This is a genomic window from Pseudomonas sp. NFIX28, assembly GCF_900107395.1.
Lineage (GTDB): Bacteria > Pseudomonadota > Gammaproteobacteria > Pseudomonadales > Pseudomonadaceae > Aquipseudomonas.
Genome location: NZ_FNPW01000002.1, coordinates 307,029 through 319,904 on the forward strand (window position 1 = coordinate 307,029; position 12,876 = coordinate 319,904).

14 protein-coding genes are annotated in these 12,876 nt (G+C 60.8%); 9 read left to right on the forward strand and 5 right to left on the reverse strand.

The window, feature by feature from the left end:
- Positions 1–57: 57 nt before the first annotated feature.
- The 3 genes from BLV20_RS04855 to phoB form a co-directional block, all read right to left on the reverse strand.
- Positions 58–1,398 (reverse strand): hemolysin family protein, encoded by a 1,341-nt coding sequence (locus tag BLV20_RS04855; protein WP_092297764.1) that lies wholly within the window; start codon positions 1,396–1,398, stop codon positions 58–60.
- 116 nt (positions 1,399–1,514) lie between these two features.
- On the reverse strand, positions 1,515–2,807 hold the full coding sequence (gene phoR, locus BLV20_RS04860; RefSeq protein WP_256577672.1) for a phosphate regulon sensor histidine kinase PhoR: 1,293 nt from the start codon (positions 2,805–2,807) through the stop codon (positions 1,515–1,517).
- Positions 2,808–2,884: 77 nt separating this feature from the next.
- Positions 2,885–3,574 carry a phosphate regulon transcriptional regulator PhoB gene (gene phoB, locus BLV20_RS04865; RefSeq protein WP_007896474.1) on the reverse strand — a complete coding sequence of 230 codons (690 nt, stop codon included), beginning with the start codon at positions 3,572–3,574 and terminating at the stop codon, positions 2,885–2,887.
- A gap of 150 nt (positions 3,575–3,724) precedes the next feature.
- Here phoB and BLV20_RS04870 point away from each other — a divergent pair, with 150 nt between their 5' ends.
- Positions 3,725–4,108: a COG4315 family predicted lipoprotein gene (locus tag BLV20_RS04870; RefSeq protein ID WP_092297770.1), complete on the forward strand. Its 384-nt coding sequence runs from the start codon at positions 3,725–3,727 to the stop codon at positions 4,106–4,108.
- A 69-nt stretch (positions 4,109–4,177) separates the two neighbouring features.
- On the opposite strand, the gene ubiA is transcribed toward BLV20_RS04870, so the two are convergent.
- Both ubiA and BLV20_RS04880 read right to left on the reverse strand, forming a co-directional pair.
- Positions 4,178–5,068, reverse strand: a complete 891-nt coding sequence (gene ubiA / locus BLV20_RS04875; RefSeq protein WP_092297773.1) for a 4-hydroxybenzoate octaprenyltransferase — start codon at positions 5,066–5,068, stop codon at positions 4,178–4,180.
- Entirely contained in the window at positions 5,068–5,631 is a 564-nt protein-coding gene (locus tag BLV20_RS04880; protein WP_092297776.1) for a chorismate--pyruvate lyase family protein, read from the reverse strand. The genes ubiA and BLV20_RS04880 overlap by 1 nt, the downstream gene beginning before the upstream one ends.
- Before the next feature lie 216 nt (positions 5,632–5,847).
- Between BLV20_RS04880 and BLV20_RS04885 the strand changes: the two genes are divergently transcribed.
- From BLV20_RS04885 to BLV20_RS04925, 8 genes are all read left to right on the forward strand, one after another.
- Entirely contained in the window at positions 5,848–6,015 is a 168-nt protein-coding gene (locus BLV20_RS04885) for a rubredoxin (protein WP_009051595.1), read from the forward strand.
- 58 nt (positions 6,016–6,073) lie between these two features.
- Positions 6,074–7,222, forward strand: coding sequence for an NAD(P)/FAD-dependent oxidoreductase (locus tag BLV20_RS04890; RefSeq protein WP_092297779.1), 1,149 nt, complete (start codon positions 6,074–6,076; stop codon positions 7,220–7,222).
- A gap of 188 nt (positions 7,223–7,410) precedes the next feature.
- Positions 7,411–7,686 carry an HU family DNA-binding protein gene (locus tag BLV20_RS04895; RefSeq protein ID WP_003213368.1) on the forward strand — a complete coding sequence of 92 codons (276 nt, stop codon included), beginning with the start codon at positions 7,411–7,413 and terminating at the stop codon, positions 7,684–7,686.
- Between the two features lie 634 nt (positions 7,687–8,320).
- The gene (gene tssA, locus BLV20_RS04905; protein ID WP_092297784.1) at positions 8,321–9,877 is read left to right on the forward strand and encodes a type VI secretion system protein TssA; all 1,557 of its coding nucleotides are present in this window, start codon (positions 8,321–8,323) and stop codon (positions 9,875–9,877) included.
- 33 nt (positions 9,878–9,910) lie between these two features.
- On the forward strand, positions 9,911–10,414 hold the full coding sequence (gene tssB, locus BLV20_RS04910) for a type VI secretion system contractile sheath small subunit (RefSeq protein ID WP_007930286.1): 504 nt from the start codon (positions 9,911–9,913) through the stop codon (positions 10,412–10,414).
- 29 nt (positions 10,415–10,443) lie between these two features.
- The gene (gene tssC / locus BLV20_RS04915; protein ID WP_007930285.1) at positions 10,444–11,919 is read left to right on the forward strand and encodes a type VI secretion system contractile sheath large subunit; all 1,476 of its coding nucleotides are present in this window, start codon (positions 10,444–10,446) and stop codon (positions 11,917–11,919) included.
- 14 nt (positions 11,920–11,933) lie between these two features.
- On the forward strand, positions 11,934–12,341 hold the full coding sequence (gene tssE / locus BLV20_RS04920; RefSeq protein WP_007930282.1) for a type VI secretion system baseplate subunit TssE: 408 nt from the start codon (positions 11,934–11,936) through the stop codon (positions 12,339–12,341).
- 10 nt (positions 12,342–12,351) lie between these two features.
- Positions 12,352–12,876: a PAAR domain-containing protein gene (locus tag BLV20_RS04925; RefSeq protein WP_092297787.1), complete on the forward strand. Its 525-nt coding sequence runs from the start codon at positions 12,352–12,354 to the stop codon at positions 12,874–12,876.

Consider the following 12,876-nt stretch of genomic DNA (forward strand, 5'->3'; position numbering starts at 1 on the left):
GGAGGGGATCGCGAGCAATCGAGCGTCGATTACTCGCGATGGGGGCTCAGGCCGTGCTCAATCGAGCATCAATACCTTGGCCAGGACGATTTTCGGGCCTTTCATCTTCTTGATGATGATGCGCAGGCCTTCGACTTCCATGACCTCTTCTTCTTCCGGCACCCGTTTCAGGGTTTCGTAGACCAGGCCGGCAAGGGTTTCGGCCTCGATATGGTCCAGGTCAATGCCCAGCAGGCGTTCCACCTTGAACAGCGGGGTATCGCCGCGCACCAGCAGTTTGCCGGGCTGGTAGGCGAGGATGCCGCGTTCGGCCTTGCGGTGTTCGTCCTGGATATCGCCGACCAGCACTTCCAGCACGTCTTCCATGGTCAGGTAGCCGATGATCTTGCCGTCGGCTTCTTCCACCAGGGCGAAGTGCGAGCCGCCTTTGCGGAACTGCTCCAGCAACTGCGACAGCGGCATGTGCCGGGAAACGCGTTCCAGTGGGCGGGTCAGCTCGGCCAGGTTGAACGACTCGGGGATGTGGTCCAGCGCGGCCAGCTCCAGCAGCAGGTCCTTGATATGCAGCAGGCCGACGAACTCGTTGTGCTCGCTGTCGTAGACCGGGTAGCGGCTGAACTTGTGGCGGCGGAACAGCGCGAGGATCTGCTTCAGCGGCGCGTTGAATTCCACGCTGATCAGGTCTTCCCGGGAGTTGGCCCAGTCCACCACTTCCAGTTCGCCCATTTCCACGGCCGAAGCCAGGACGCGCATGCCCTGGTCGCTGGGGTCCTGGCCGCGGCTGGAGTGCAGGATCAGCTTCAGTTCTTCACGGCTGTAGTGATGCTCGTGATGCGGGCCGGGCTCGCCCTGGCCGGCGATGCGCAGGATGGTGTTGGCACTGGCGTTGAGCAGGTAGATCGCCGGGTACATCAACCAGTAGAACAGGTACAGCGGCACTGCCGTCCACAGCGACAGCAGCTCGGGTTTACGGATGGCCCAGGACTTGGGCGCCAGCTCGCCGACCACGATGTGCAGGTAGGAAATGATGAAGAAGGCGGTAAAGAACGACACGCCCTTGACCACTTCCGGCGAATCCACGCCCACGGCGCTGAGCAGCGGCGCCAGCAGGTGCGCGAAGGCCGGTTCACCGACCCATCCCAGGCCGAGGGAGGCCAGGGTGATACCCAGCTGGCAGGCGGAAAGGTAGGCGTCCAGCTGGCTGTGTACGGTACGCAGGATCTGCCCGCGCCAGCCGTTCTTGTGGGCGATGGCCTCGACCCGGGTCGAGCGCAGTTTGACCATGGCGAACTCGGCGGCTACGAAAAAGCCGTTGAGCAGAACCAGGAGCAGTGCAAAAAGAATCATGCCGAAGTCGGCGAAAAGAGACGCGAGGGTAAAACCAGGGGAAGGGTCCATGATGGAGTTTTGCGGGTTCCGTGTATTCGAAAAAGAGAGAAATGCGCGACGCAATGGCAGGCGCAAGCCAGCCAATGTAGCGGCTGGCAGGGCGATTGCCTAGTGGTGCGTGGCGGTCACTGCTGGTCGGTCAGGGCGTCGGCACGGAATCTTTTCACCTGGGCCGGGGCGAAATGGCAGGTAAAGGTGCTGCCGTGGCCCGGTACGCTGCTGATCTCCAGGCGCGCCCGGTGGCGCAGCAGCACATGCTTGACGATGGCCAGGCCCAGGCCGGTGCCGCCGGTGTTGGAGTTGCGGCTGGAGTCGACGCGGTAGAAACGTTCGGTCAGGCGCGGCAGGTGCTTGCTGTCGATGCCGATTCCCGAATCCTGCACGCTCAGGTGCGCGCCTTGCTCGTCGCCCCACCAGCGGATGCGGATGTTGCCCTCGGCCGGGGTGTATTTCACCGCGTTGAACACCAGGTTGGAAAAGGCGCTGCGCAGCTCCGCCTCGCTGCCCTTGAGCTGGACCTGCGCGTCGGCTTCCAGGGTGATGCGCTGGTTGCGCTCGCCGGACAGGGCCTGGGCATCGCTCTTGATCGATTGCAGCAGCACATCGATCGGCACCGGCTGGTTGTCCGACGGGTAGTCGGTGGCTTCCAGCTTGGCCAACAGCAGCAGGTCGTTGAGCAGGGTCTGCATGCGCTCGCCTTGCTGCTGCATCTGCTGCAGGGCACGGTTCCAGCGCGGGTTCACTTCGTCGACGTTGTCGAGCAGGGTCTCCAGGTAGCCGCAGATCACCGTCAGCGGCGTGCGCAGTTCGTGGGAAACGTTGGCGATGAAGTCCTTGCGCATCTGTTCCAGCTGGTGGATGCGGGTCACGTCGCGCACCAGCATCAGGTGTTCATTGTTGCCGTAGCGGGTGATGTACAGCTGGATGCGTACCCGGTCGTTGGTCGGCGAGGGGATTTCCAGCGGCTCGTTGTAATTGTCCTGCTCGAAATATTCCTTGAAGCGCGGATGGCGCACCAGGTTGGTCACCGGCTGGCCGCTGTCCTGCGGGGTCTTCAGGCCCAGCAGGGTTTCCGCCGCGCGGTTCCACCATTCCAGGTTGCCGTCGCTGTCGAGCATGATCACTGCGTCTTTCAGCGCCGCAGTGGACTCCTGGACCCGGTCGATCACCGCTTGCAGGCGCCCGCGCACCCGTTGGTCGCGGCGTTGCAGGTGATAGATGCTGTCGAACACCTCGCCCCACAGGCCGTAGCCATCGGGCGGTGCTTCATCGGGTTGGTGCAGGCGCAGCCATTCATGCAGGCGCAGCAGTTGCTTGAGGGTCCAGGCCAGGTAGATTCCCAGGCCGACGGCCAGGCTCCAGCCGTAGAAACCGCTGATCAGGCCGACCAGCAGGCAGCCGGTGATCAATAACAGCATGTGGCGAATCAGGGTGCCATGCCAGTTCTGGTTCACTTAACACGCGTCCTTGTAAGCGTCTGGCGGAGGGGGCGGCTTCAGGCCTTGGTGGAAAAACGGTAGCCGGTGCCGCGCACGGTTTGTACCAGATTCTCATAGGCATCGCCCAAGGCTTTGCGCAGGCGACGGATATGCACGTCGACAGTGCGCTCTTCAACATAGACGTTGCCGCCCCAGACCTGGTCCAGCAACTGGCCACGGGTGTAGGCGCGCTCCTGGTGGGTCATGAAGAATTGCAGCAGGCGGTATTCGGTCGGGCCCATCTCGGCCGGTTTGCCGTCGATGGTCACGCGGTGGCTGATCGGGTCCAGCAGCAGGCCGCCGACTTCGATCGGTGCCTCGCCGTCGGTCGGGCCGGCGCGGCGCAGCACGGCTTTGAGGCGTGCGACCAGTTCGCGAGGGGAAAACGGCTTGGTGATGTAGTCGTCGGCGCCGACTTCCAGGCCCTGGATCTTGTTGTCCTCTTCGCCCTTGGCGGTCAGCATGATGATCGGGATGTCACCGGTCAGTTCGTCGCGTTTCAGGCGCCGCGCCAGCTCGATGCCGGAAGTGCCGGGCAGCATCCAGTCCAGCAGGATCAGGTCGGGCTTGCGGTCGACGATGATGGCATGGGCCTGCTGGGAGTTCTCGGCCTCCAGGCAGTCGTAGCCGGCCATTTCCAACGCAACGGCGATCATTTCGCGAATGGGCGCTTCGTCGTCAACGATCAGAATGCTCCTGCCAACCATGCTTAATCCTCTTGTCATTTAACTGTCTTGCGCCGCATTAGATAACGGAATTATTGCAGTCGTGTGACAGTATTTTAGGTGCTGCGGCGAGGGCTGCATTCGTGGACTAAGCTTTGGGTCCGAATCCTGAAACCATAAAGGAAGGTTTCCATGACTCAACTCTCGCAATCCTGGAAAGCCCTGTTAGTGAGCGCTGCGCTGGCCCTGCCGGGGCTGGCGTTCGCCGCGGAACCGGCGATGACCAAAGACGGCATGCTCGTCGATAACAAGGGCATGACCCTCTACACCTTTGCCAAGGATGCCGGCGGCAAGTCCATGTGCAACGACAAGTGCGCCGCCAACTGGCCACCGCTGGCGGCTGAGGCGACCGACAAGCCCATGGGCGAGTGGACCGTCATCAAGCGTGACGACGGCACCATGCAGTGGGCCTATGACGGCAAGCCGCTGTACACCTTCGTGATGGACAAGAAAGCCGGCGACATGACCGGCGACGGCAAAATGGATGGCGCCTGGAAAGTGGCCAAGCCTGACTGACCTTGGTGCTTTCATCGCGGACAAGCCTCGCTCCTACGTAGGAGCGAGGCTTGCCTGCGATAACGATCTTCAGCGCACCGCGTAATCCACGACTATTCCCAGGAAAATCGCCAGCCCGGCCCAGTGGTTGTGCAGGAAGGCCTTGAAGCACTTCATCCGGTCGCGATCGCGGGTGTCCCAGAATTCCCAGGCAAAACACCCGGCCGCCGCCAGCAGGCCCAGATGGAACCAGCCACCCAGTTCGAAGCGCGCGCCTGCCAGCAGTAAGCAGACCAGCGCCAGGCCTTGCAGGGTCAGAATGATCACGCGGTCGGCTTCGCCGAACAGGATTGCGGTGGATTTCACCCCGATCTTCAGGTCGTCGTCGCGGTCGGTCATCGCGTAATAGGTGTCATAACCCACGGTCCACAGCAGGTTGGCGATAAACAGCAGCCAGGCGCTGGCCGGCAGCTCGCCGGTTTCGGCGGTAAAGGCCATGGGGATGCCCCAGGAGAAGGCCGCGCCCAGCACCACTTGCGGGTAATAGGTGTAGCGCTTCATGAATGGATAAGTGGCCGCCAGCGCCAGGCCGCCCAGCGACAGCCAGATGGTCGCCGCGTTGGTGCACAGCACCAGCAGGAAGCTGATGAACATCAGCACCGCGAAGAACACCAGGGCTTCCCTGGACCTGATCTTGCCACTGGCCAGCGGCCGCTGTTCGGTGCGCTTCACATGACCGTCGACCTTGCGGTCGGCCCAGTCGTTGATCACACAACCGCCGGCCCGGGTGAGGGTCACGCCGAGGACGAAAATTACGATGTTGGCCAGCGATGGCGAACCTTCGCCGGCAATCCACAGGGCCCAGAGAGTCGGCCAAAGCAGCAGGTAGATGCCGATTGGCTTGTCCATGCGGGTCAGCTGGATAAAGTCCCAGGCGCGCGGATGCAGGCGGTTGAAGGATTTGAGCAGGCTCTGATACATCAGCGGTTCTCCGGCTGGGCGCTGACGGCGCTCCACAGGGACGGCAGGAAGATTTCGGCGACCAGCACGCTCAGGGTTGCGCGGTCGAAGCGCGAGCGGCGGGCCCAGAGGTCATCGGCCTGCACCTCGTCGGGCAACCACGGGCGTGGGTAATGGCAAACCTCGATGGGGCGACGTTGGAAAGCCTGGTCGCAGAACAGCAATTCGCCCAGGGAGCGGCTGCCCAGTTCGTCCAGGTTCAAGCCGCCATCCTGCAGGGCGCTGCGGGCCGCCACGCTGCGGGCGAATACCCAGGCCTGGCCATGCCCGCGCAGATACACCTCGCGCACCCAGCCCTGGCTGGCCGGTGGCAGATCCAGCGCGGCGCATTCGTCGGCGCGCAGGGTTTGCCAGCCTTCGACCAGCGGCGTCACGCTGAAGCCGTCATTGGAGAGACGGGTCAGGCGCCGGGTCAGGGAGCCTTCATCGAACAGCCAGTCGAGGGTTTGTGCGTCGGGAAGTGGCGCCAGCCGGCTTTGCGAAAGCCATTGCGGGGTGGAAAATGCAGGAATTGAGTGCGGCACAGTGGGTCATTATTGGCAGCAAATGAGGCAGCGAGCTTAGCATGGCACCAGTCGATTTTGCCGCAATGGCGCGGCCGCCCACGGCGAACATGCTTGCATCCGCCGATGCTCATCAGTACAAAGCGCGCTGGGCCGGACGCGCCTTTCTGGCGTCATCCAGAGTCGAGTCATCGACCATCCTGCCGGCAATAGCCTGAAACCTGAGGAAACGCGTAAATGAAAAAGTGGCAATGTGTGGTCTGCGGCCTGATCTACAACGAAGCCGACGGCTGGCCGGACGACGGCATCGTGCCCGGTACCCGCTGGGAAGACGTGCCTGAAGACTGGCTCTGCCCGGATTGCGGAGTCGGCAAAATGGATTTCGAAATGATCGAGATCGGCTGATCACGGTTGGTGATCTTTCCCCGGATTATGTGGTCCCCAGAAATTAAAGGAGTAATGAATGAGTGCACCTGTAGTAATCGTGGGAACCGGGCTTGCCGGTTACAACCTGGCCCGGGAATTTCGCAAGCTCGATAGTGAAACGCCGTTGCTGCTGATCACCGCGGATGACGGGCGTTCCTATTCCAAACCGATGCTTTCCACCGGTTTTGGCAAGAACAAGGAAGCCGACGGCCTGAGCATGGCCGAACCGGGTGCCATGGCCGAGCAACTGAAGGCCGAGGTGCGCACCCATACCCGCATCAGCGGGATCGACCCTGGCCACAAGCGCCTATGGATTGGTGAAGAAGCGGTGAACTATCGCGACCTGATCCTGGCTTGGGGCGCGGAAACCGTGCGTGTGCCGGTCGAGGGCGATGCTGGCGACCTGATTTTCCCGATCAACGACCTGGAAGACTACGCACGTTTTCGTGCTGCCGCGGCCGGCAAGCGCCGCGTATTGCTGCTGGGCGCGGGCCTGATCGGCTGCGAGTTCGCCAACGACCTGATCCTTGGTGGCTATGAAGTGGACCTGGTGGCGCCTTGCGAGCAGGTCATGCCGACGCTGCTGCACCCTGCGGCCGCCGCAGCGGTACAGGCCGGGCTGGAAAGCCTGGGCGCGCGCTTCCACCTGGGGCCAGTGCTCAATCGCCTGCAGCGCACGGCGGATGGCCTCGAGGCGCATCTGTCCGATGGCCAGGTGATTGCCTGCGACTTGGTGGTATCGGCGATCGGCCTGCGTCCGCGCATCGACCTGGCCGCCGCCGCGGGGCTGATGGTCAACCGCGGGGTGGTGGTAGACCGTCATCTCAAGACTTCCCACGCCAATATCTATGCCCTGGGCGACTGCGCCGAGGTCGATGGGCTGAATCTGTTGTATGTCATGCCCCTCATGAGCTGTGCGCGAGCGTTGGCCCAGACCCTGGCTGGCAACCCGACCACCGTCAGCTACGGAGCAATGCCGATCACGGTGAAAACCCCGGTTTGCCCGCTGGTGGTTTCGCCACCGCCACGCGGTATGGAAGGCGTCTGGACAGTCGAAGGGCAGGGCGCCGATATCAAGGCTCTGTGCCGCGATGGCAGCGGAAAACTGCTGGGTTATGCCCTGACCGGAGCCGCGGTCATGGACAAACTGGCCCTGAACAAGGAGCTTCCCGGCTTGTTGGCTTAAATACCGGTCGTTCTGTCGGAATAATCATCTGTTTGCCACTACAAAGGTCGCGCAGAGACTGGCGCCACTCCTAACTGCGTGCCATCCTCACTCCCGTCTGCCGCAGAGTAGAGCCTGCGGCGCCTTGGGCGCTGTTCCGGAAGAACAGCACGGACATAACAACAAAAAACCGTCAAAGAGGCTTCACTATGCGTAAACCAGAACTCGCCGCCGCAATTGCTGAAAAAGCGGATCTGACTAAAGAACAAGCCAACCGTGTTCTCAATGCCGTTCTCGAAGAAATCACCGGCGCCCTGCACCGTAAAGACAGCGTCACCCTGGTAGGATTTGGCACCTTCCTGCAACGCCACCGTGGCGCCCGTACCGGCAAGAACCCGCAAACCGGCGAGCCGGTGAAGATCAAGGCCAGCAACACCGTAGCCTTCAAGCCAGGCAAATCGCTGAAAGACAGCGTCAATCCATAACGGTTGAGAACTCCCTCAATAGTGGGGAGAACTGTGTTGAAAATGGGCAAGCCGATAGTCGGATGCCCATTTTTTATGGGCGGTCGTTAAACATATAAAAAATAGGAATGCTTATCCGAAAGTTGCCTGGTGATATCTGTATCGTTCAATAATCATACAGATACAGTGAGTGGCAAACTAATCTTCGAATGACATCATAATAGTGGCACTTCCCGAAGTTCCGGGTCGGTGCGTGACTGCACTTTTTTATAAAAGTTCAGAATTATGATTGTTCCCATATTCGGGACTTTCCGACTCTACGCAGGATTATTCCTTAAACATTGAGGCGTTCTCTGGTTCATATCACCCGAGGCTCTGGCTCGCGGCTCTTGGCGGCGCTGGTTTGAATGGGAATTGAGCTGGGTGCCTAGGGGAATCCCCTGTCATATATAGGGCAATCTCTTACGAATAGCCTATGACAGTTCGTCTTGTTGTCGGAGGGGATGCTTGCTAGTGGCCATCATACTGATTACGATGCGCGCTCTTGAAAGAGCACGACTCAATTGGATGAGTACCAGCAGTTGCTCTTCGATACTGTCCAGCACGCGAAGAAGTCTCGCGGGCGTATAGACCGTAATCTCAAAAAAGGCCATGGATGTCCTACTCAAGTAAACTTTCTGCCCATTACCTCGAACTCGCCAAGGCCTCTATTTCCAAAGAGAGTTTCGCAGGTGAGGACGTTCGCTTCTCCAGCGAATACGAGGCGTTGGAAAGCGAGCTGGGCAAAGCCCAATCCATGCACGAAAGCGGTCAGATCGACTGGCTGAAAATCCTCGAAAACAGTGAAGCGCTGCTGCGGACCCAGTCCAAGGATCTGCGGGTGGCCGCCTGGCTCACCTGGGCCTTGTACCAGCGTGAATCCTTCCCCGGCCTGCTGGCCGGCATCGGCCTTCTGCAGCACTTGTGCGAACAGCACTGGGCGCAGATCCATCCCGCCAAATTGCGTACCCGGGCTGCCGCCATTGGCTGGCTGGTGCCGCGTCTCGAGCAAGTGCTGGGCGAAAACGTCGCGATCAAGGAGCAATTGCCGCTGTTCCGCCGCCTGGTGGAGCATCTGGAAGGGCTCGATGCCGCGCTTACCGAGCATCTGGGTGACGATGCCCCCTTGCTGCTGCCGATCTGCCGGCGGCTGTCGACCATGGTCCTGCGTGCCGCCGACAACCAGCCGGAACCCGGCGCCGTCGGTGCGGTGGTGGCGCAGGTCAAACAGGCCGCGACCCAGCTGTTCACGCCCGGCGCGCCGATCGACAACGAGAAGGAAGCGCAGAAAGCCCTGCGCGCCTTGCAGGAAAACGCCCGGCCGCTGAGCGCCTGGTGGCTCAAGCAGAAGGCCACTGACGTTCGCGCCCTGCGCCTGAACCGCACCATGCTGTGGTTGCCCATCGATGCCGTCCCGGAGCGCAATGCCGAGCAGATCACCGCGTTGCGCGGGCTGCCGGCCGACAAGCTGAAGACCTATCAGGAGCGTTTTGCCAATGGGCAATACGCCGACCTGTTGGTGGAACTCGAAGCCAGCCTGGCCAGGGCGCCGTTCTGGTTCGACGGTCAACGCATGGTCTGGGAATGCCTGCAGGGGCTGAACGCCGACCAGGCAATGCGTGAGGTGGAGTTTCACTTCGCGCTCCTGCTGCAGCGTTTGCCGGGCGTGGTCGAGCTGCGCTTCCACGACGGCGCGCCGTTTGCCGATCCGGCCACCCGCAGCTGGATCAGCGCTCACGTCATGCCTCATCTGCAAAGCGCCAGCGCGCCGCGCAAGGTCGAAGTGACCGCCACCCAGCCAGCCTGGGAAGAAGCCCTCGAAGAGGTATTGCCGATCCTGCGCAAGGACGGCCTCAAGGCCGCCGTGCAGATCCTCAAGCAAGGCCTGCAAAACGCCCATGGCGGGCGGGTACGGTTTTTCTGGCAATTCAGCCTGGCGCGGCTGTGCTTCATGGCCAAGAAATACGAACTGGCCAAGACCCAGCTCGAAACCCTCGATCAAGAATTACTGAACTCGGGCCTGCATGCCTGGGAGCCGGATCTTGCGTTGGAAGTGCTGCACCTCCTGCATAGCTGCTGTGAGTTGTTGCCGCAGAACCACGCAGTGCGAGAACGCAAGGAAGAGATTTATCGCAGGCTGTGCCACCTCGACCTCGAAGTGGTACTCGAATAGGCCCCAGGGCCAACAACCGCAAGGAGAAAAGCCATGGCCAAAGAAGGCTCGGTAGCCCCCAAGGAACGCATCAACGTCACCTTCAAACCCGCCACCGGCGGTGCTCAGGAAGAGATTGAACTGCCGTTGAAGCTACTGGCAATCGGTGATTACACCCAGCGCGTGGACGAGCGCAAAGTGGAAGACCGCAAGCCGATCAGCATCGACAAAATGACCTTCGACGAAGTGCTGGCCAAGCAGGAGCTGAGCCTGACGCTGAGCGTGCCTAACCGTCTTCAGGAAGAGGGCGACACCGAAGAGCTGGCGGTCAAGCTGCGCGTCAACTCGATGAAGGACTTCAACCCGGCCAGCCTGGTCGAGCAAGTGCCTGAGCTGAAAAAACTGATGGAACTGCGCGACGCGCTGGTGGCCCTCAAGGGTCCGCTGGGTAACGCCCCTGCATTCCGTAAAGCCATCGAAGGCGTACTCGCCGACGACGAATCGCGCGGTCGTGTACTCGGTGAGCTGGGTCTGAACGCCGCAGCCACCGAAGCCTGAGTCTCTATCAGTCAAGGAAGCCAAACACTATGAGCACTAGTGCAGCACAACAGAAAAGCAACGAGAACGGCGAGTACAGCATTCTCGACAGCATCATCGCCGAAACCCGCCTGACTCCGGACGACGAAGCCTATGACATCGCCAAGCGCGGCGTGTCGGCCTTCATCGAAGAGCTGCTCAAGCCTCAGAACGATGGTGAGCCAGTCAAGAAGGCCATGGTTGACCGCATGATCGCCGAGATCGATGCCAAGCTCAGTCGCCAGATGGACGAAATCCTTCACCACGAAGACTTCCAGTCCCTGGAATCGGCCTGGCGTGGCCTGCAGTTGCTGGTCGATCGCACCAACTTCCGCGAAAACATCAAGATCGAAATCCTCAACGTCTCCAAGCAGGACCTGCTGGACGACTTCGAAGATTCGCCGGAAGTGATGCAGGCTGGCCTGTACAAACACATCTACACCGCTGAATACGGCCAGTTCGGTGGCCAGCCGGTGGGCGCGATCATCGCCAACTACTTCATGTCGCCAAGCTCGCCAGACGTGAAGCTGATGCAATACGTGTCTAGCGTTGCCTGCATGTCCCATGCGCCGTTCATCGCCGCGGCCGGTCCGAAATTCTTCGGCCTGGAAAGCTTCACCGGCCTGCCGGACCTGAAGGATCTGAAGGATCACTTCGAAGGCCCGCAATTCGCCAAATGGCAGAGCTTCCGCCAGTCGGAAGACTCGCGCTACATCGGCCTGACCGTACCGCGCTTCCTGCTGCGCAACCCGTACGATCCGGAAGAGAACCCGGTCAAGTCCTTCGTCTACAAGGAAACCGTTGCCAACAGCCACGAGCACTACCTGTGGGGCAACACCGCGTATGCGTTCGGTACCAAGCTGACCGACAGCTTCGCCAAGTTCCGCTGGTGCCCGAACATCATCGGCCCGCAGAGCGGTGGCGCGGTAGAAGACCTGCCGCTGCACCACTTCGAAAGCATGGGCGAAATCGAAACCAAGATTCCGACCGAAGTATTGGTTAGCGACCGTCGTGAATACGAACTGGCCGAGGAAGGATTCATCTCCCTGACCATGCGCAAAGGCAGCGACAACGCGGCGTTCTTCTCCGCCAGCTCGGTGCAGAAGCCGAAGTTCTTCGGCATCAGCGCCGAAGGCAAGGCTGCGGAGCTGAACTACAAGCTCGGCACCCAGCTGCCGTACATGATGATCGTCAACCGCCTGGCTCACTACCTGAAAGTGCTGCAGCGCGAGCAACTCGGTTCGTGGAAAGAACGTACCGACCTCGAGCTGGAGCTCAACAAGTGGATCCGCCAGTACGTCGCCGACCAGGAAAACCCGAGCGCCGAAGTGCGTGGCCGTCGTCCGCTGCGCGCTGCGCAGATCATCGTCAGCGATGTGGAAGGTGAGCCGGGCTGGTACCGCGTCAGCCTGAACGTGCGCCCGCACTTCAAGTACATGGGTGCCGATTTCACCCTGTCGCTGGTTGGCAAGCTGGACAAAGAGTAACCAGGAGCTAGGTCATGACCGGATACGGCAGCCTTTTCGAACGCCTGAGTGGCGAGGCCGACAAACGTGTCGGCTGGAGCCGCGAGGTTTCCGCCATGGCGTCGGTGGCTGCCCATCTGGGCAAGATGCTCAGCACCCGTGCGGGCAGCGTGCAGACGCTGTCCGACTACGGGTTGCCCGATCTCAACGACATGCGCCTGAGCCTGCACGACGCCCTGAGCCAGGCTCGCCTGGCCATCGAAAGCTTCATCGAAGCCTACGAACCGCGTCTGAGCAATGTGCGTGTCGTTTCCCTGCCGCGTGATCACGACCAGCTCAAGCTGGCTTTCAATATCGAAGGCTTGCTTGAGGTGGACGGGTTCAAGCGCCAGGTCAGTTTTTCCGCGCGCCTGGATGGCAGCGGCCAGGTCAAGGTCAGTTAAGGAGACGAGGATGTCAGGTAAACCCGCAGCACGCGTCAGCGACCCCACCGCCTGCCCGCTCCCCGGCCACGCGACCAACCCGATCGCCGCCGGTTCCGGCGATGTGTTTTTCGACGGCCTCGCGGCCGCCCGCCAAGGCGATGCCTCGGCCTGTGGCGGCGCGATGTCCGGCGGCCTGGCGACTACCGTGCTGATCAATGGCAAGCCGGCGGCCACGGTTGACTCGGTCGGGACTCATGGAAATATCGTTATTGGTGGGTCGGGGACGGTGATTATTGGCAATTCGCATTCGCCAGCGGGATTTGTGCCGCCGATTCCTTTAGATATATTCGGTTTTAATATTCGCGTTCAGCTCATGGATCCGGTGTCTGGTGAGCCGCTTAAGAACATGGCTTATATAGCTACTCTCGAAGATGGTTCGCAGATTCATGGCGTAACAGACGAAGCAGGTCTTTCTCCATTGTTAGGGACTAAAGCCAGCGTTCAGAATATCGAAATTGCAGCTAAGCCAAATTGGCTGGTGAGAGGAGAGTAA

Excerpts from the sequence above, each read along its gene's own strand:
- BLV20_RS04855 (WP_092297764.1), bottom strand. The coding sequence starts at position 1,398 with ATGGACCCTTCCCCTGGTTTTACCCTCGCGTCTCTTTTCGCCGACTTC.
- phoR (WP_256577672.1), bottom strand. The coding sequence starts at position 2,807 with ATGCTGTTATTGATCACCGGCTGCCTGCTGGTCGGCCTGATCAGCGGT.
- phoB (WP_007896474.1), bottom strand. The coding sequence starts at position 3,574 with ATGGTTGGCAGGAGCATTCTGATCGTTGACGACGAAGCGCCCATTCGC.
- BLV20_RS04870 (WP_092297770.1), top strand. The coding sequence starts at position 3,725 with ATGACTCAACTCTCGCAATCCTGGAAAGCCCTGTTAGTGAGCGCTGCG.
- ubiA (WP_092297773.1), bottom strand. The coding sequence starts at position 5,068 with ATGTATCAGAGCCTGCTCAAATCCTTCAACCGCCTGCATCCGCGCGCC.
- BLV20_RS04885 (WP_009051595.1), top strand. The coding sequence starts at position 5,848 with ATGAAAAAGTGGCAATGTGTGGTCTGCGGCCTGATCTACAACGAAGCC.
- BLV20_RS04890 (WP_092297779.1), top strand. The coding sequence starts at position 6,074 with ATGAGTGCACCTGTAGTAATCGTGGGAACCGGGCTTGCCGGTTACAAC.
- BLV20_RS04895 (WP_003213368.1), top strand. The coding sequence starts at position 7,411 with ATGCGTAAACCAGAACTCGCCGCCGCAATTGCTGAAAAAGCGGATCTG.
- tssA (WP_092297784.1), top strand. The coding sequence starts at position 8,321 with ATGTCCTACTCAAGTAAACTTTCTGCCCATTACCTCGAACTCGCCAAG.
- tssB (WP_007930286.1), top strand. The coding sequence starts at position 9,911 with ATGGCCAAAGAAGGCTCGGTAGCCCCCAAGGAACGCATCAACGTCACC.
- tssC (WP_007930285.1), top strand. The coding sequence starts at position 10,444 with ATGAGCACTAGTGCAGCACAACAGAAAAGCAACGAGAACGGCGAGTAC.
- tssE (WP_007930282.1), top strand. The coding sequence starts at position 11,934 with ATGACCGGATACGGCAGCCTTTTCGAACGCCTGAGTGGCGAGGCCGAC.
- BLV20_RS04925 (WP_092297787.1), top strand. The coding sequence starts at position 12,352 with ATGTCAGGTAAACCCGCAGCACGCGTCAGCGACCCCACCGCCTGCCCG.